Here is a 20,160-nt window from a genome sequence, read left to right on the forward strand (position 1 = left end):
ATGAATCCTAATTCAATTTTACCAGCAGTCTGATTCGCTGATGTCAGAAAATAAGCCACAAAATGGCAGATCATAATTGATAAATTATTTACTTTATAAATTCATACATATATCAATGAATTATAATAATGCATAAAAAATTTTATCTATTCTAAGGATAATATCTAATACTTTATCGCATAATCTATACTAATAATGCTGATTGCATATTTATGCATAATTTAAACTTAGCTGGTATATATTATTTTTTAGTTGTAATTTTGCTTAAATATAATTTGTATTGCATAATAAATACTTTACTGAAAATTCTATTTAATATAAAAATACTATTTCTATCATTATTGTTATCTGTATTCTTATATAACATTTTTATTTCAGATATGAGTACAGCCCTGTATTCAATTTTAAGATAATAAAATCATAAAATTAAACACAGGACTGATATTTCAGATTACCAACAATTACATTATTCTTTTATCTTTTACTCTTAGCTCTGCTTCACGTTTTTCCTCTTGCATTCCAGTATAGGTTTCATATGTTGGTGTACTTCGATCCTCCATACAATTTTAAAACATAGGCTGGTTAAATACTCCGTTTGTATATCCGGTTCTTGCAACCCGGTTTTCCGGCTTTTTTGCCAGATCTAAACAATATGTTTGATTTTGCTTTCTCAGCTCCTTAATTTGCGGTGATTCAGGTTGGTAATAATCAGCTTCATCCCTTTGTGACCGGATAATTGCTGACCTCTCAGCATAACAGCAATTATTCCGTTAGGATATATTACAGCCGCTCAAAAACACACCGATACCTGTCTGAAAGACAAAAGTGTAATTTAGCGATTCGGATCTGCATAATATTTCTTTCCTTCAAATTCAAAATAACGGGTGCCATTAATTTCATGTATCGGTATCTGTGTATTTTTAATAGGATTATTTGTCGCTTGATCTATTGTCGTTACATTTCCCTGCCGATCTATAAAATTAATATTACCATTTCTATCCACCACTACAGCTTTCGCGAGTGTCGGATTAATATATCGACCATTTTGATCCTGCTTAGGCTGAGCTACAGTTTGTTCGATTTTTTCAAATTCCGGATTTCTAATAGGTTTACCGGTATTTTTATCTATAGACTTTTGACCATTTGAATTAGTCAGATATTGATCTAAATAATAGTTGCCATTATAACTGCCATGACTGTAACATGAACCCAGCGGGTTTCCAGCGCATGTACCCCCCGTTGCCGGATTAGCACCAACCAGCCGGCCGACAAAGTCGGTATTGTTATCAGCTAAAAATAAGGTACTATTAATGCCATTTTTATCCTTATAACCATTTTTACTTAGCATTTTATAATAGTCTACTATATTCGCCGCAGGCCCTAGAAATTTATTTTTTTCAGTTGGAATATTAGTTTCACCTAATACATTCTGCAGATAAGCTGTGCTGACTTTTTCGGTCATTGAGCCACGACTATGATTACTGCTGTTGATTACTGTATCAGTTTCTTTTGCCAGTAATTTAAGTATATTATTGGTTTTTTCTGCATTAGTTAACGGGAGTCTGCCTCCCATATTTTCATTAATTTTATCGTATAAAGCATAAAATACAACTTCACTCAGACCAGGTATGGCTTCTACGGACGGATTGTTGACAATAACATACAAATTACCATTAGCCGCTGCTTCCGGATTTTGTTTTACTGCATTTCTAAAGGCAGAGTCTTCTCCGTTATAAATGCCCGGGTTTGAAACTGCGATTGTCTTGCCATTCATAATTTCATTGTAATCATAGATCTGGATTGCTGTTCCTTCAAATGGTGCATCTCCTTTTCCATTGGTTATTTTACTTGCATCATTGGTTGCCAGTGCATCCTTAACATTATTTATATCCTGACATTGATACTGTGCAGCCGCACCTGAGCAGGTAACTTTGTAAACTTGTCCTGCCGTTTTGTGTTTCGCGGCATTTTTGGCATAGTCGGCATGCTGGGCTGCAGTTTCTAATACTGCCGTACCTATACCATTTGCCCATACTATACCCAGCCCAGTATCAAGATAAGCTACATTCTGCTCTATCTTTCTACCTTCTTTTTCTAATTCTATGCTTTTTTCGGTTCTAAGGCCGCCATGTTGACGACGTTCTGCTTCAGCTTCTTCATATTTTTTACGTGCTTGTGAAAGCAGTTCTTTTTTCAGCTCCTGCCGGTTCTGATCAAATTCCTGACTAACTTCACGCTGTGAATCCAGCTCTTTCTGTACTTTGTTTTTGTCAAAGTTATTATGCAGATATCCGGCCTTATCAGCATAATCCTCGCTGCTGACATTAGTATGGATGGCAGCTATAGTTTCTTCTGCAGTCTTACCGGTTTTCTGCTGCTGCGCTAGTTTATCTGTGATGGTTATTCTGCTGGTATTGACTCCGCTCTTGGTCTTACTGCTATCTTTACCGCTGTCACTGCCAAAGCCCAGTGACTTGCTTACAGTAGAATTGTCCTGATTAAATGATGAACCGCTGAGGGTGAGGCCAGCACTTTTGCCTTTATAGTCGCTGTGATTTTTGATGTCACTGCTGGTAAGACTGCCGGTAACCAGGCTGTTTTTACCTGCTGCTTCTGCGGCACTGGCAGAGGTGATAATCGCTCCTTTCAGATCTGTATTGCCTTTGACATTAATCTGATAGCCGTCATCTCCGGCTATGATGCCGCTTTGTTCGGTTACTCCGGCATAATCGGCTTTGATTTTGCTCTTGCTGTAGCTGGCGGATCCCGATGCACCGTAGCCTACAGTGACCTGTCCGCTGGTATTCTCCTGTTTACTGTCATATCTGGCTTTGTCCTGCAGGCTGGCTGCGTTCAGCTCGGCTGCATCCATACTCACGCCTTTACCTCTTACCTGCGCACCCTTGATGTTGGTAGCACCGCCACTGCTGAGGCTGGTACTGCCGCTGCTGCTGCCGACATGGCTGTTACGATAGCTGGTTTCGTCTCCGTTACTATGGCCTTTGCCACGGTTAGCACCTGCAGTCAGACCTAAAGCAGAGCTGCCAGTGCCATAACCGATATTCATACCTGCACTCCAGCCGCTGGATTTATTACTGCTGCTCTCGCTGTGGTTTTGTTCAGCTGCAAGCAGGTTAATTTCGTTATCTGCCTGAAAATGGGTGCCTTTACTGCCTGCCACATCTGATCCGATAATGTTGATATTAGAGTCTTTGCCTGCGCCCGTTGCCAGTAAATTGACTGTTCCGCCGGCATTAATCCGGCTGGCAGAAGCCACGGTATCTTTTGTGTGACTCTCCATACGGACCTTCTGCTGACCGACGGTTATGCCGACACTGGCATTCATAGCATTTTGTGGATTATTGGCAATATCTGCAACAGCACTGCCCGCTTTATACGTGTCCATTCCGGCATTAAAGGCAGCCATGGCATTAACACGATCATTTTTGCTTTTATTTATACGCTCAACTGCAGCACCAGCTTTTTGAACAGAACTAACTACTGGTGAATTTACACCTACTGTAATACCACTTTGCTTCATAGTATGCACATAATCAGTGCTGTACTGATCCTGAGCTGCCTGCACATTAATTTGTTTAGCCACAACAGTAACATTACCTTCAGTGGAAGAAACAGTACTGCCGCTTTGTGTATAATGATTACCGGCAATAACAGTGGTATCACCTTTCAGACTACCGACACTGCTGCCGCTATGGATAAGGGATTTGTTAGTGGTGTCATCGGTTTGTTTCTGACTGCCGATAAAGAAACCAAAACCTCCGCTACCCATCAGACCGGATTTTTTTCTGGCATGATATTCCTGTCCCTCATACTGATTTTCTGCCGCCTCAACAGTAATATTATTACCGGCACGTAATACTGTCTGATTATCTGCAATAACATTGCTGCCGCGGATATTAATATCCTGTTCACTGCCGATACTGATATTACTACCGGTAATAGTACTGCCTTTTGCTTCGTCATTATGTTTCTGATATTTATCTATGCTTTTTTTAGTGGAAAAAGTTCCTCTGGTTTTATTGTAATGAGCTTCATCCAGATCCGTTTTTGCCCTGCCCTCGGTAATGTTAACTCCTTCCTTCCCATAAATATTAATATTGCCATTAGTACTGTTGATATCACTCTGCCGGATATTAACTTTGTTGCCGGTTAATGAAACATTACCATCTGCAATAACCTGAGTACCGATTTCATCTTTATGATCCAGTGCCAGATGGTTCCTGGCACTGAGTTCTCCATATCCGGAGTGACTGGCTGTCTGAACTGTACCCAGATTGACACTTCCGTTGCTGCTGGCCAGCTGAGTCAGTCCGTTGGTTGCTGTATTCACAATATTGGCACCATGAAAATTCAGATCCTCTACACTATTAACTGCCAGAATCCCATTTTTACCGCCTGTTACATACAGCCCTGCCACGCGATCAATCACGGTACCTCCATTGCGCTCATCACCGTGAGTTGCAGTAGTAGTATTAACATTTATACGTTGTGCCTGCAGGCTAAGCATATCCTGTGCCTGAACGGTACCGCCATTAATATCAATATTATTAGCCGCATTAGCCAGCACAGTTTTTCCGCTGATCAGACCACTGTTACTAAGATTATGTGCACCCAGATCTACAACTTTGCGACCGGCTACTGTACCCTGATTATTAATATCCTTATTAGTATGCAGACTGATATTATCAGCACTGATTAATGCTCCGGCAGTATTCAGATCTCCGTCACGCACCATCAGATATACCTGAGGAACCAGTACACTTTGCTGACTTCCATCAGGCATGGTTACAGTCTGACTTACCATCCAGACAATATCACTGGTCAGGCGTGCCATCTGATCGGCACTCAGAGCAATTCCCGGTACCAGTCCTATGGCTTTCGCCATACTTACGCCGGCATCCATTAATGCCTTATATTCATCTTCATCACTTTCATATCCTGCAAGGCGGCGATAACCGGTTAACTGATCTATTTGTTCATTAATCAGTCTTTGTTCGTAATAACCGTCCCCTAAACGCTTCTGTAATTTTTCCGGATCCTGACCCAGAGCCTCAAGCATATAGTTACTACTTAGCCATTTATTTTTATTAGTAAATGCAGGATCTGCTTCAATCAGATAACCTTTATTATCCGGATCTATATGATAAAAACTACTATTAGGCAATTTAGTATTCAGGTTGATAAGCGTTTTAATACTTGGTACTTTTGCACCCTCAGTTTGATTATCACCTACAGGCTGATTGTTAGCTGACAGGTAGTAATCGTTACTGCCTGTATAATTAACGTTAACATTATCTGTACCTGAATTATTGCTCGTAATAGTGTTTGTATCTTGATTACGATTTCCATTACTATTGAGACCATCAATAGATGAATCGCCCGTATAGGCACTTCCTGCCTTCTCTATGTTACTGGTATTATTGTTTACCCCAGCAATGGTATTGTCCTTAGAGTCACCTTTCGTGTGTTGCTGGATAATACTGACAGGGTTTTCAAGATCAATCGTAGTGATTGTGGTCTCGTTTATCTCACCTCTTACTTTACGCTTATAGACATCATGCCTGTTTAGCAAACCACCTTTTTTACTTTTTTTATAGCCGCCTGTTGTGCCAGTATCAACAACACGCTGCTGACCTTTACTTTCAATATTATCCAGCTGTAAAGAGTCTGCACCAGTCAGATTGCCGCCCACCAGAATCCGGCTGTTATTATTTTCCCAGTGGCTGCCGCTTATATTTAAATTACCACCGATAATAATTTCACCCGGACTGCTTTCACTGACACGCTGTTTATAAGTATTGCGGTTAAAATCCCACCAGCTGATATCGGTTTTTTTCTCTGTAACTGTGGGACGACCATCATTAAAATAAAATTCTGAATGTTTATGCCCTTCTCCTCTTTCATTAAAATGTCCGTCCACTCCCTCTGTCCATTTCTCCGTCTGGCCGGGGAATAAATACTGTTGAATATGCTGCTCAGAATTTGCCAGATACTCTTCAAGAGCAAAATGATTATTCAGATTACGTAATTCATTTACAGCAATATTTCCATTACCTTTAGCCTCAATACGCGCACTGCTGTTTATCAGACTATCAGCCATTCCGGAAGCATGATATTGTTCATCCAGCTTTCCGCCAATTGCAAGATCACCTTCACTGAGTAAAGACCCCTGCTCTCTATTAACTATATCTCTTGCTCCTATATCCAGCTTCTGGCGTGCAGCAATAGTTGCGGCCTTAGTCTCATTACCCGTTACTTCTTCTCGATTTAACAGACTGCCGGTACCTATCGCCACATGGTCTCCGTAAATGCGCCCGGTACCAACATTATCTACAAAGTTTCCAGCCTGAATCAGAGTCAGACCATTACTGTTTATCAGACCTCGGTTAATTACACTGTCCTGCACATTTAATTCTGTATGCTTATTACTCTGAATAGTACCGGCTGCCTGATTATCTATCCGGCTGGCATCAATAATAACACTATCACCAATAACATTATGATTATTAATAATTTTACCATTGCTATGCAATTTCAGACCAGCATTAGCACTTATATTCCCGTTAATATTGAAATCATCTGTTAAATCTATAGATGCATCATGACCGGCAGCTATACCGGCATCGTCAGTACTGGCATAATCCAGTTTTTTGGCCTGTAAATTTAAATCATTTCCGGCAAGAATTTTACCGTTATTGGTATTATCAATTTCCAAAGTATTATGCAGCTGATCATGAATATTTACATTATCTGCGCTACTGATTTGTCCATACTGATTAAGCAGCTTCTGATTGATTTGTGCATTTAACTGCTTATTGGCACGGATGTTACCAGCCATGTTATCGATACTGTCCGCTGTCAGATCAATACTGCCTGCATCTATACTGCCATTATTACTGTTATCCAGTGTCGCTGTATGAATAACTGCATGTTTGCCGGCCTGAATCTGGCCGTTTGCGCTGTTATTCAATACCAGATTGCTTTGTCCGTCAGCATTCAGCAGTAATTCTTCATTACTTTTAAACTCGCCCCCTGTATTATCCAGCTTTTCATCAATCTGCGCCTTTAACTGTTTACCAGCCTGAATAACACCCCCTGCCGTATTCTCTGCGCGCACTGCCTTCAGATTGAGATTCTCACTGCTTATTATCCCTTTATTATTATTTTTAATACTTTCCGTATTCAGATAGGCATCTTTACCCGCAATGATTTTTCCGCCGTCACTGTTATCAACGGCCAGATGGCTTTCGCCTTCACTGTTGAGCAACACATCTCCGCCACTGCCGAATTCTCCGCCCTGATTATTCAGGCTGCTGCCAATCTGTGCATTAAGCTGCTGATTAGTACGAATCGCTCCCTTACTGTTATCAACAATATCGGCTTTTAATACCAGGCTATTACTATCTATACTGCCCTGCCGGTTATTCAGGTTATTCGTCTTCAGCTTAAGAGATGCACCGGACTGAATTTTTCCGTCCAGACTGTTATTTATATTTCCACTCTGTATACTGAGCTGCTCCTGGGCTGCAATCAGACCATTATCACTGTTATCCAGCTGAGCACTGTCTATATCAATACCCTTTACCGACTGCAATTTACCTTTTCTGTTATCCAGTTTGCCACTTTTTGCCGATAATGACTCTGCTGTAATAATTTCACCCTCATGATTATCAATACTATCGGTATTAATTAATGCCTGCCGGGCACTGAGCTTACCTTGATAATTATCAAATATTTCACCACTTACTGTTAGTTTATTCAGATTCAGACTGCCATGATTATTCAGACCTGCTTTCGAGGTTAAATCGATACCACCACTGGCAACAATCTGACCATTATCATTAATTATCTCCTGATTACTGATAATTTGTCCGGTTTCAAATTGTGTTTTATGCGTATTATCAGCAGGAACTATTTGCCCGCCTCCGGTAGCTGTAGTAGGAGGAGTAACAGGTTTTGCCGGTTCCGGTTGATTCCCCGGTTCTAACGATATAGGTATATTTGGTTCGGGCAGTGCAGACTCATCTGGCCTAGGTTCATAACTAATCAAACCATTATTACGATTATTCAGCTTATTCAGATCCAGCGTTAAGCTCTGAGTGCCGGTCTGAATAATCTTCCCGTTCTGATTGTGAATATTATCTGCAATAATATCTATCCGGCCGGCATTAATTTCTCCCTGATTATGCAGTTTTTGCTGCCGGAGATTGATTTCATCCGCAGTAGTCAGTAAACCGGTGTTTTCTAACTGCTCACTATGAACCAGCATTTTTCCCTGACTTGAAACTGTACCACTATTCATTATCCTGTCAGCATTGAGGGAAACACTGGCAATATCGGCACCAGAAGATTTCTGATCAGAAACGACAATACTGCCGCTATTGCTCAGGTAACCATTAGCATCTATGCTTAAATTACCATTACCGGCATAAATCTGCCCCGCATTATTAACACCAACGCCTTTATCAGTACTGATTAGTACAATCTTACCGGCATACATACCACCCAGCCTGCCTGCATCGATAGCTACTAAAGGTTTATTCTCAGCAGAGACCGGTACAGACTCAGTTATATTTCCCTGTGCATCGATATTATTGCTACCTGCTGTAATATTCAGATTATTTGCCCAGATACCCGCATTAATCTGTGCAGCCTGCGACAGAATGCGTGTGTATTCACTGCCGCCGGTATTCAGACCGTCTCCACTGATACTGATATTACCCTGCCGGACTTCAAAGCCGTCTAAATTACCATTACCGATTAGCGGTTTACCTGTAGTCAGCGTTACTCCCGCTGCATTAATAAATCCGCTGCCATTCACATTTATCCCCGCCGGATTGGCTATAATTACCTCTGCACGCCGGCCGGCTACTTCTATATAGCCATTCAGCTGGCTGGGATTGGTGCTATTAATCTGATTAACAATAACTCTGGCTTCACCTTTGCCCAGCCACGGATTGGCCTGTATCCAGCCGGCCAGGCTGGTTTCCGTATTTTTTCGGCTGTTATTTAAAATAGCGCCTTTCTTATCTACATCCATCTGCCGGAACTGATTAATTGAAACTCCGCTTTTAGTAGGTGTCTGAATATTAATTTGCGGTGTTCCATTCGCTGTTTGTAAAATAGTTGGCTGCTGATTTTTCGGTGCAGAAGTATCAGCATGAATCGAACCTGCCCAGCCAGAATCAATAACCAGAGTACATAAACCGAAACCCAGCAGAATAGACCAGGCCAGAACAGGCAAACCGGCAATCCTGATTGTGCTATTCACTGTTACTGTACTACCGGCAGTACTGTCTGTAGTACTCTTTCCTTCACGAATGGTATTTTCTGCAACGGCCATCATTTGCCCGCGTTTTTTATTAAAAATTACCTTAAAAAGATTCTTATTCATTTTCCAGTCCTTTGAAGATTGTATATATTTGAAATTTCTTAAAATTAATGAAATATTGCCTTAATACTTATCTAAATATGATATAAAGATAATTTTCAGTCAGCCGATTATTTGTAATTCTTACGTTAACTTTATTATTCATCATGTATTCCTCTTTATTTCATAATCAACGCTATATTTCGGATAAATCTGTATTACAGCTCTAAAGTGAATAATTCAGATTAAATCCGAATGTGGTTCTGTCTGTACGGAAATGCTGCGGTTTATAAATCGGCTTTCCCATAAATACATCGTAATACCAGCTCCCGCCAGCCTTTATCTGACCTTTAAACCCCAGCCCCGTACCCGCCAGCGTCTTTCCTAACTGCATTTCACTTGTTCTTCCCGTTATATGCCCTACGTCAATCCCCGCATATACCTGATGACCCGGTAAGTACTGCCAGTTCAGATTGTTATTCCAGTACCAGCCCTGCTCTCCCATCAGGGTAAGCTCTCCGTCAAATCCCCGTACGGTGTAGCGCCCGCCTATCGATACCTGATCCTGAGTAATTAACGGGGTTTTATTCCACTGCCCGTGAAATGAGGTATCATAACTAAAGTTATATTTTCCTACCCTGAACGGCTTCATCAGTGAAGCATCCAGTGTGATTATTTCCATCCGCGAGGTGCCTTCACCAAATTCTTCTTCTGCTGCCCGTAAACTATGATCTGCACCGGTTCCGCGTTTATAACCTGCACTCAGATTAAGTACAGCGTTTCCTAAATATTCCTGATGATTCAACCCTATAGCCCAGCCCGCCGTATGCCTTCTCTGTACTTCGATTTCAGCATCGTCTATATAGTTATGTGATTTACGCCGCCATATTCTGGCACTTACATCAATTTTACGGTGACTGTTACGATATATCATTCGGGTTATCCCCAAATCTGTATTTTCACTGCTGCCGTTATAATCATAATTCTGGTTATAACCGGCTATAGCCTGATGGTAGCGGTAATAATTCTGGTTAAAAGCTATCAGCCAGTTTCCTACCGGCACTGAATAATGAAGGGAATAGCCGTGTGTACCACTGCCGGTACGATTACCATCAATATCTACTGTACTGTCTTTACTACCCAGATCATGGTTATAGTTCACATAAAACAGATCACTTAAACCTAACGGATTATCAACAGATAAAGTTACACCGCCCTGATAACGTCCGGTAGCATGACTGCCTGAGTCATCTGCATTAAAGCTGATACGTACTGGTACTTTACGCTGCGACCATGAAACAACCACATCACTTTCGTTCGGTGCTTCAGCCGGCACTATCCGGATATCAGCCTCTGCTGTCGGTACGCGTTTCAGATTTTCCAGTCCTTGTTCTAAATCCCGCAGATTCAATATGTCACCAGATTTGACCGGAAATTCATTCTGAATACGACGGATACGGTTTACATGTGTCTGATCAGTATTATCAAGGTTATAACGAATTTCATGAATTCGTCCCGGAATAACTGTCAATACCAGCTCACCACTACTTAAATCCTGCGGGCTGGCCAGAATGCGTGTAGTTGTATATCCCCTGTCTATTACTGCATTCTGCGCCAGTGTCATAATATAATTAATGCCATTGCTGCCCAGACACAATCCCGGCTTGAATTTACTCTGATAAATAGCTATATTTAATGCAAATTGAAACCGCTGTGCCTGATCACCATTTAACTTAATGTTTCTGATAGCAAAGCATGGTTTTTCATCCTGAGGTAAACCGCTAACAGTGCCCTCAATTTGCGGTGGTTGCAAACGCACATTGACTTCAGGCTGCATTTTTTCCTGAAACTGTTTCAGTCTTTGCTGTTCGCGAATAATCTGCTGCTGTTCAATATCTGCCGGATTAGCCGGATCTGATAAAGGCGCGGCATACGTCTGATATATTACCCCGTTCAGTAGACTTAAAAATATAAGGTATTTAAAAAAACTCATTTTATTTCTAACATATGTTAATTTAAATTAATAATATAATTCATATATTAACTAAACAATTTATTTATATATTTTTTAGTTAAATTCCATTTTGGTTAGAAATTTTTATTTATATATATATCTGAATAAATTATTAGTTATCTTAAATTTATACATATACTTCAATATTTTAAGAAAATAAAAATGAAAATTCCATTATTAATAATGAATATTGAATTGACATATATTTAGCCGTAAGTTCCATGAATTAAATTAAATTATTGATTTAAATCAAATTATAGATAAATTTAGTCTAATAATCAGATTTTGTTGTAAATTTGGTCTAATTTTAGCAGTCAAATATATTTAATCTGTTTTAAAGTATATATAACTTATCAAGTCTACTGAATAAATTCATCGGATAATCTGCTATTTCTTTTGTTGGATATTGCTAAATTTTCTGATAATTTAATTACTATTGACTGTAAAACAACTCTTGCAAACCGCTATATCATATTCATGATAATGATACAGCTCATGGACCGGTACACAAATAAATTCAATATAAAAAGACTTTAATTTCCAAACGATAATATTAAACACCTAATTTCATAATTTATTTAATAATATCAGCTATGTATTCATATAAAATAAAAACTCATCCGGTAATTATTATTTTTTGTCATAATTTCACTTAAATATGTTTTGCTCTCAAAATTAATGCTTTCTCCGAGAATGCCATTTAATAGAAAATACCGGTTCTATAATTATTTTTATCTGTACTATTATGATATAACCATTTTAAGATATAAATATGGGGCTGATATTATAAGGCTAGTAACACTTACATGACTCTTTTACCTCTCGCTCTTCGCTCATCATTATTTTTTTTGTTACATTCCAGCCGAGGTTCCATATGATAGTAGTCCCTCGTTCAGTTTCGCTATAAGAAACCTTATTCTGTGAAAATCTGATTTCATCAGGATTTATTACGGTCGTTCATTTTCCAGCAAGACCGACCGATTATCTGACTTGCTATGCATATATAGAAAATGATAAAAGTTTCCCAGTGCTTAGGCGGGGAGCCTCATTACTTATCTACTGGATAGAGCTCTTTAATATATTGTTCAACAAAGGGCTTTAATTCCTCTACAGGATAGACTTCTTTTCGCTGTACTAGATAAGCATCATCATAAATTACTCTGGCTTCAAGAATCTTAGCTAGTATGTAAGTAACCAATACTGAAAATTTTCGGTTTTTCTCTCCACGATAGATTACTCCTGACATAATTGGTAAATCAGCTTCTGACGCATCTCTAACTTCTGGTTCAAAGTAAGAAAAATTACTCCAGCATACATTATCGTTACTATGATCCTGAATAATTATAAAACCATGAGATAAATCTAAATCACTATTATTTAAAACCCCAATTGAAATCATTTTTGTATCAATTAATAGCTCTTTAAGATTATTAACTACTCCTCTAACTACTTTATCGAAATAGGGAATTTTTTTAATTGGAAACATGATTTCATTAGCCATTATTTACTTCCGCCTTTTGATATTGAGCAATCAGTTACATTTAATCAACTATCTTGAGTTTTAATATAAATATTACTTACAGAACCTTCTTTTGTGATATTGAATACAGGTGATCCTGGCTTAAAATGATTAATCATTTCATTCATACTCAAACCTGTTTTAGATGCATCTATATAAATCACCTTTGTTTCCTTGCTTAGTCATATCCTTAGCACCATCAGTAATATTTCGTAGGACCGCATGAATGCTTTGCCCATGAGTTTCTTTCTATTGAACAGGAACCCCATTAAGCTAACCATCAATACCAGGATTGTTTGCTTTTTCAGCTCCTTTAAAAGTACCACCTTTATATTTCACTATATCTAATGCTTGTTTATATTCATGTGGTTCAAGTGCACTTTTAATAACGGAACCTTGTTTACCTGGTGGTAAAGTGGATAACTCAGAATCAGCATTTCCAGCTTGTCCCGCTCCACTCGTCCTCTTTCCAGCGATAAAAATAATCCCCACTAATTAAGCGGGGATTATTGATCACCACCATTTTGGATACGCTATAAAAGCATTTAATATATTATCCCTATCGTCTAAATCGATCCTTTCGTAGCCTTCAGATTTAGATATATTTTCATTAATGTCTTTTTTAAGAGAAATCCAACACATCTTATTATTTTTAATGTCTATTTCTAGTTTGAAATTATCATTCATATCCTTAAATACTGCGAATTTAGATAATTGTAGGTCTTTAATGAAAGAATCAAAAACATTACATTCAAACCAAGCTACTGACACATTTTTTAGCTCGAAACCACTTTTTTCAATATCAATCGAAATATACAATTTTAATGAAGGCCAATGCTCATCTATTTCAATTGTGTCTATAGAAATTTTTATTGGATTATTAATTAAGATATCCATTAGTGCGCTCTCATATATCGTACATGGGTAATTGTTGGTAACTCACCTCTGATCTAGGTGGATTAGACTCCAATTCACACCCATTGACAGTAACTCTATCATTATAAGAAATATTATTTTTAGTAGCGGTATTTACAGCTGACTGAAAACTTCTTAGCTATTCTTAGCTTGTTAATTTTACAGACTCTGGAGTATGCTCATAATCATAACAATAGAGTAGGGTAAATTATTTATTCAACTTGCTATATAAGTCTAAAAGATAATAATTAGAATCTCTAATAGTTAGGTAGGAATTATTCTTATTATGATATTTTAGTCATTATATTTTTGATAATAAGTTCAACAGATTGTTCTAGCTTTTCACTATCTAACGTATAACGATTTAATTCAATTTGATTTTCTGCATCAAATAGCAATTCTCTTAACCATTTTTCTTCTAATGCCAGTATCTGATGCTCAGCTTCATAAATACTAGATTGTATTTCATCCAAACTAATTTTTTTATTTAAATAAGAATTACATTTTTTTTTAAGATTATTAATAACATCTGGATATATCCAATTCATCACTTTTCACTCCTTCTTAGAATGGTCACTACAATTTTACTATTCCTTTCAGTAACAACACCTACATCCCCACTCCAATATACAGTCCTTTTTACACCATTAACCATTGAACTGGTTTTGTTCCATTTTGTATAGTATGCTCGAGAAATGTTACGACCAGCTCCAACTGTACCGGCAGGGAATCCTAACCATGATGGTTCCATCCTATCAACTGCATGTTGTGAATATAATCTGTTTCCAATCGACGCATATTGCTTACCGTCAATAGTTTTTTTGGGGTAGTTTTGCCAAGAATTCAATTCCAGAGAATTACCATTCATTCCCTTTCCTGCTTTACCACCGCTCAGCCATTCATCATAGATGCGCAACAGTAGTTATTGATTATCAGGATTGAGAAGCCTATCTAAAATAAAGTAATATAGATCTGTCCTTGATAATATCAACCCTATGATTAAATCAAAGACAGATCAATTAATCATCTTATTAATGTTGAAAATTCAGTAGAAATAAAAGGTTGTAATCTTATTTCAACCTTTGTTCTTGTATCCTCTAGTACAACTTCGGTCGTTAGGTATTCACCATCAACATCTTTTTCTATCTTAAAGTATTCCACACCCTCCATTAGATTGTGCGCTATTTTTTTCTGTTTAAACTCTATAATTGTTTGTATCCAACCTCCAGTTGCACTAAACGAAAAAAGTATAGACATTTCATTTTGATCAGTATATTTGTATGCAAAGTGTAAATCCTCTGTATTCTGAAAAATAGGTTCTCCCTCAAAAAAAGCTAACAAATCTATTTCATTTGGAAAAGATTGAATAAACATTTATTTTTTTCCTTCTTTTGAAATTGTTGTTACAAATCTACGTGAACTATCTGGCATAATATCAAATGACGTTTGTAATACAACGCCTTTTACTGAGGGACCTATTAAGAATAGATACTCTAACTTTAAAACTCTGAGAACCTTTTTTGTCATTATTAATAACATTACCTTTTGTATTTACTGCTTTATTAAAGTGTTCAATTAAAATAGCTGTACCTGATTCATTAGTCTGTAGCTCAAGCCGTCTCATCATTTGAGATAATTGAGTTGAACGAGCAATATTATGTTCTCCGCTATTTACTTTGCCATAAAGATAATCAAATTTTTTTGGATCTATTTCAAGCTTCGTCCCTTTCTAGCATTAGATACTGGAAGGCGCACAAGACCAAGCTACCAAGTCAAGATTAAAAGACCATGAGTTTTTAAACCCGTTTCAAAAAATTGAGAAGCTACCAGAAGAAAACAAACCGTGATTAAGAGATTTTTAGATGCCTTTTAACCAAGAATCAGATTAAATTACTGACTAAATAAGAATAATAAAACAATAAGTAAGCAGCAATAATAGGCGGCAACCTGCTACTACTGCTAACCAAAACTAACTTCACAGGAGTTAACTATGGCTAAGGCACTGCAACCCACCGAACGATTTTACACCATTGGTTAACACCCCAAGCCATAGGACCCAACCCCAGACCGCAACTACCTATTAAAGGCTGCTGGCTAGAAGCCTTTGGCTTTACCACCGGTCAGCCAGTCATCATCGATGCGCAACATGGGCTGTTTATTATTAGGATTGAGGGGCAAGACTAGAAAGTGAAAATAAGATCCCAGTTCAAAATTGGGATCTTAGGTTTTCAAAATTGATCAACCTGTCAGAATAAAAAATTCCAGACTTCATATTTATTTTGGGCTTGTTTGCGATATTTAATTTTCATTAATCCATACTTGTTCAACCCAATCTGAAAGATCTTCCCAAGTATCATTACTATAGCCATCTAACGTCCAATATCGTACTGTATCATTTGGTGTTAAACAATAATAACTTCCATTATCTTCACATATTGGTAACCAGTCTTCTGGTAGACCTTGCTCCCTAGCTTCATTAAGCACTGTCGATAATTCAGATGGATATTTTTTATCTCTTGTTACTAGTAATAATTCTATTGTACCGTAGAAATATTACTGGCTTCTTTGAGAAGCTTTCTATATTCAGTTGAAAAGCTGAAATTAATATTTTTTTCATAATCATCAAGCAAGTTATCATCAGGAAGAGGGACATTTATTACCTCTCCATTTGATAACTCTTTTAACTGATTAATAACTTTATCCAATTTATTCATTAGTATCCTCTCTTATTTGACGTATTAAGCAAGTAACGCAGCAGTAATAGGCGGCAACCTGCTACCACTGCTAACCAAAACTAATCTTACAGGAGTTAACTATGGCTAAGGCACTGCAACCCACTGAACGATTTTACATCATTGGTTAACACCCCAAGCCATAGGATCCAACCCCAGACCGCAACTGACTATTAAAAGCTGCTGGCTGGAAGCCTTTGGCTTTACCACCGGTCAGCCAGTCATCATCGATGCGCAACAGGGGCTGTTGATTATCAGGATTGAGGGGCTGAGCTAAGAGGTAAAACAAAATCCCCACGGGTTAAGGCGGGGATTGCTATACAACAGGCTAGGATCTTATATTTAACTGTGATTGATATATATAGCAACAGGTTTTGCCGGCACGGTAATTTCCCACCCCATGATGAGTAATATTGCCATAGCCATTTCTCTCATATTCTGCCACTCAGCACATTGACAAAGCGCATCGTTGTTCCAGTATTGGATGTTAGGTGCTCCACTTATAGATAACATATAATCATCTAACTGTTTAATTGCCAATTTTTGCTCAGACGTGAAAGAAGATGCGACCAAAGGATCGTTTAATTCATCTAAAGCCATTTCCCACTCAACAGCCAGCTCGTCTGCAACATTCACAAAATCAGGAAATAAACTTATCTGTACTTCACAAGGCTGCGCTATCGCCTGAGTTATCCATTTAATCTTATTCATTTTCTATTCCTTTGGTTTATTAATAATTGTCGTTTTCTCTCCTGCACTTAGCTTGTATGTATTTGAATCGACAACCTTTACCGTATCTTGTGTTTTATTCTGTCATATACAAATTCAATATGATTTTATTTACTTCATCAGAGGTCTTTAAATATTTTTTTTCAACCTGAATCCTGAACTGATCTGTTTTACATACATCATATTTTCTTTGATAATCATCCGCACTTTGTACACTTGTTTTTTTAGTTTTTCATTTAATATTTTTTCCTGAGTGTTAAATTTACTTTCCCCCATGCTGTTACGAAGCGCATTATTTCTTCCTGCTGCCCTACTACATGCGCTACCAGATGCACTGTTCTGCCTTCAGCATCTTTTTCTTTAAAGTACTGCCTATCTGATATGAAACTATCGGGCTGGTTGTGACTGCCATTATCCCTCCTATGCTGTTGGTCGGGGCGGACCGACCTGCCCCTATCGCAGTTAACAGTAATCCGCCTGCATTCCACTGCGACAGTTCTTATTCATATTTTTCACGTTCTTCCGGATTTAATGCTTCATTTTTCAGTTTTTCTTTGGAGGGCATCTTTTTTACTGTTTATCATAGCAGAGGTTGTCTGCATGTTATTGCTGAGACCCTGACTGATTTCACGCTGTAAGTCGAGTTCTTTCTGTACTTTGTCTTTATCAAAGTTGTTATTCAGGTAGCCGGCTTTATCGGCATAGTCGTCACTGGTGATACCGGTATGGATAGCTGCAATTGTTTGGGCAGCCGTTTTACCGGTTTTTTGCTGCTGCGCTGTTTCATCAGTGATGATGATATTTCCGGTATTAATACCGCTATAGGTAGTACTGGCTGGTATAGTCACAATCGTGACCAAAACCTATTAATTGTTTACGCCAACACTACCCTGATAAAATTGCCACTATTGGAATCAACGCATTTACTAATTTAATTTCGGTTTCTGTCCTACTTATATTTAAATTATTACTCTTATGATAATAAGCTAAATTAAAATAATTTGAACCAATTACCCTATCGATATATGATAAATATATTATTTAGTATTACCGAGTTTTTACGTTTATCCATTTCTATATATCTTTATTTATCAAAACAATCAACTTTATAAATTAATCTATCATTATCAGGCTCAGGAGCTTTTTTAGTCAATAAAATACATTTTTCCGGGTAGCTGATATGTTCAGGATGATAGGAATAAAACCATCCATCTTTTCGAAAATTACTCCATGTTAATTCCAAAAATATGTAATCCGTTTCTGTATCTTGCTCCGTTAAAAATTTTCCTTTCTCTGATTTCACATCAGCTTCCTCAGGTTTTACATTGATTTTGTGTTGTATATGTGTACATCCATTAAATAAAATACATAAAATAATAATTAAAAAATTTTTGTTCATAGAATTTCTCAAGGATATTCAAAATAATCATTAGAGTTTTGTATATCATATATTATAAACTTTCCATTCACTTTATTTGGTTTTATTATCTGCAGTTAAATCTTTTGATTCCTTCCCATGCAGCCATTTCGATACTACCGATGTTAGAGCTTATATTTCTGCTATTCCTCCTATGCTGTTAGTTCAGGAGGACTGATATGCTTCTATTAAATTTAATAGTTTGAATAAATGATTAAATATATGATAATACAATTAGAATTCCCAGCTGACAAAATAAATTTTCGGATAATTTTTTATCATATCCTAAGCAAGAACATATAAACCGATAATGAATAATACATGTTAAAAGGTCTGCATCTTCCGGCACCGGTAACAATAAATATTTGTTAAACCTTTTAGCACCATATTGATCGGATTCTTTTCCTGTAAATATATTTTTCGGAGATTGATAGCTTATTCCTGTTTTATGTTTAAACTTTGTTAACCAATTATACTTTGCCTCCATATAAAAATTTGAAAATTAGGAAGATAAGCAATGTTATATTCAAATATATTTATTCTTAATCCTAATTCCGAAATCACTACTATCCCCATAATATTGCTATATACCGCGAAATTATTTATTATAATGCTTTTATGTATTATAAGTTAATCATATGCTAGGCGAATTTATTGCTCACATTGTAGGAAATATCATTCAAGAATTTTGTAGAGGTTTTATAGAATTAGGATGGTCAAAAGATACTTTTAAAAGAAAACTATATTGGACTTCTTTTATTATTTTAAATATTGTTATGTTTGCATTTCTCTTAACATTTAATAAGGGGCCTATTACTACTATAACAGATGGTTTGATACTCTTTTTGATTTCATTTTTCCTTTCATTTTTGATTATAAATTTTTGTTGGGGTATATGGCGCTTCATTAAAGAATGGTTGAAGGTATCTAGTCGATAATAATCTCAATTCACTTTTTAATAAACAATTGACGGGTAATCCCCGCCAATTTTGTGTAAAACAAAGTATTATTTCATTATAATGTTAAAATAAATTAATTATACTTATATTAATAAGAATACTTATAAAATATAAATTATGTAATGCGGAAAGTTTTCACTCAGTTCATCATTACCTGCCCATTGATATATATCAGGAAGTTTATCATATAAAGATTTAGCATTTTGATTGATATCACCGGTAATTTTTATAAAATAATCCGTATAATTTATATAGTCTTTATAATCACTTTTTCCTGTATAAAAGCATTGATCATACTGCTCAAGTTTACAGAAAAATTCCTGTTGTTCTTTTATACTAATTTGTTTTGCAAATATTGACTTGTTAAAAAATATTAACAATATAATTAAAAACAATTTTTTTGACTGTATTAACATTATTTTTACTTTTTAAGGTAATATTTTTCCATTTTTAAATCTGAATCGCATTGGACCAGTCTGGTCTT

The 20,160-nt window shown here is 37.0% G+C and carries 14 protein-coding genes and 1 pseudogene; 2 read left to right on the plus strand and 13 right to left on the minus strand.

Annotation, left to right across the window (positions count from 1 at the left end; genetic code table 11):
• Window positions 1-832: 832 nt before the first annotated feature.
• The 8 genes from GYY70_RS10005 to GYY70_RS10040 all read right to left on the minus strand — a co-directional run bounded on the left by GYY70_RS10005 (window position 833) and on the right by GYY70_RS10040 (window position 15,213).
• Window positions 833-9,415 carry a hemagglutinin repeat-containing protein gene (locus GYY70_RS10005; protein WP_174832262.1) on the minus strand — a complete coding sequence of 2,861 codons (8,583 nt, stop codon included), beginning with the start codon at window positions 9,413-9,415 and terminating at the stop codon, window positions 833-835.
• Between the two features lie 202 nt (window positions 9,416-9,617).
• Entirely contained in the window at window positions 9,618-11,384 is a 1,767-nt protein-coding gene (locus GYY70_RS10010) for a ShlB/FhaC/HecB family hemolysin secretion/activation protein (protein ID WP_174832263.1), read from the minus strand.
• A gap of 1,069 nt (window positions 11,385-12,453) precedes the next feature.
• Entirely contained in the window at window positions 12,454-12,906 is a 453-nt protein-coding gene (locus GYY70_RS10015; RefSeq protein ID WP_174832264.1) for a hypothetical protein, read from the minus strand.
• Between the two features lie 291 nt (window positions 12,907-13,197).
• Window positions 13,198-13,416 (minus strand): hypothetical protein, encoded by a 219-nt coding sequence (locus tag GYY70_RS10020; RefSeq protein WP_174832265.1) that lies wholly within the window; start codon window positions 13,414-13,416, stop codon window positions 13,198-13,200.
• 21 nt (window positions 13,417-13,437) lie between these two features.
• Window positions 13,438-13,821, minus strand: a complete 384-nt coding sequence (locus GYY70_RS10025) for a hypothetical protein (protein WP_174832266.1) — start codon at window positions 13,819-13,821, stop codon at window positions 13,438-13,440.
• Between the two features lie 302 nt (window positions 13,822-14,123).
• A complete protein-coding gene (locus GYY70_RS10030; RefSeq protein ID WP_174832267.1) occupies window positions 14,124-14,387 on the minus strand; it encodes a hypothetical protein in 264 nt (87 codons plus the stop codon).
• A complete protein-coding gene (locus GYY70_RS10035; RefSeq protein WP_174832268.1) occupies window positions 14,387-14,707 on the minus strand; it encodes a hypothetical protein in 321 nt (106 codons plus the stop codon). The genes GYY70_RS10030 and GYY70_RS10035 overlap by 1 nt, the downstream gene beginning before the upstream one ends.
• Window positions 14,708-14,862: 155 nt before the next feature.
• Window positions 14,863-15,213 (minus strand): hypothetical protein, encoded by a 351-nt coding sequence (locus GYY70_RS10040; protein ID WP_174832269.1) that lies wholly within the window; start codon window positions 15,211-15,213, stop codon window positions 14,863-14,865.
• Window positions 15,214-15,888: 675 nt separating this feature from the next.
• Between GYY70_RS10040 and GYY70_RS12365 the strand changes: the two genes are divergently transcribed.
• Entirely contained in the window at window positions 15,889-16,023 is a 135-nt protein-coding gene (locus tag GYY70_RS12365; protein ID WP_370521213.1) for a SymE family type I addiction module toxin, read from the plus strand.
• A 114-nt stretch (window positions 16,024-16,137) separates the two neighbouring features.
• Here the strand turns inward: GYY70_RS12365 and GYY70_RS12370 are convergent.
• A pseudogene (locus GYY70_RS12370) lies at window positions 16,138-16,553 on the minus strand (SMI1/KNR4 family protein).
• A gap of 160 nt (window positions 16,554-16,713) precedes the next feature.
• Between GYY70_RS12370 and GYY70_RS12375 the strand changes: the two are divergent.
• Complete coding sequence (locus GYY70_RS12375; RefSeq protein ID WP_370521215.1) at window positions 16,714-16,848, plus strand: SymE family type I addiction module toxin; 135 nt, start codon at window positions 16,714-16,716, stop codon at window positions 16,846-16,848.
• Between the two features lie 65 nt (window positions 16,849-16,913).
• On the opposite strand, the gene GYY70_RS10060 is transcribed toward GYY70_RS12375, so the two are convergent.
• From GYY70_RS10060 to GYY70_RS10075, 4 genes are all read right to left on the minus strand, one after another.
• Window positions 16,914-17,282 (minus strand): hypothetical protein, encoded by a 369-nt coding sequence (locus GYY70_RS10060; RefSeq protein WP_174832270.1) that lies wholly within the window; start codon window positions 17,280-17,282, stop codon window positions 16,914-16,916.
• Window positions 17,283-17,836: 554 nt separating this feature from the next.
• A complete protein-coding gene (locus tag GYY70_RS10065; RefSeq protein ID WP_174832271.1) occupies window positions 17,837-18,148 on the minus strand; it encodes a hypothetical protein in 312 nt (103 codons plus the stop codon).
• 236 nt (window positions 18,149-18,384) lie between these two features.
• Entirely contained in the window at window positions 18,385-18,699 is a 315-nt protein-coding gene (locus tag GYY70_RS10070; RefSeq protein ID WP_084547121.1) for a hypothetical protein, read from the minus strand.
• A gap of 1,078 nt (window positions 18,700-19,777) precedes the next feature.
• Window positions 19,778-20,092 carry a hypothetical protein gene (locus GYY70_RS10075; RefSeq protein WP_084561913.1) on the minus strand — a complete coding sequence of 105 codons (315 nt, stop codon included), beginning with the start codon at window positions 20,090-20,092 and terminating at the stop codon, window positions 19,778-19,780.
• Window positions 20,093-20,160 lie beyond the last annotated feature (68 nt).

It is taken from the genome of Snodgrassella sp. ESL0324, assembly GCF_013344955.1.
GTDB lineage: Bacteria > Pseudomonadota > Gammaproteobacteria > Burkholderiales > Neisseriaceae > Snodgrassella > Snodgrassella alvi.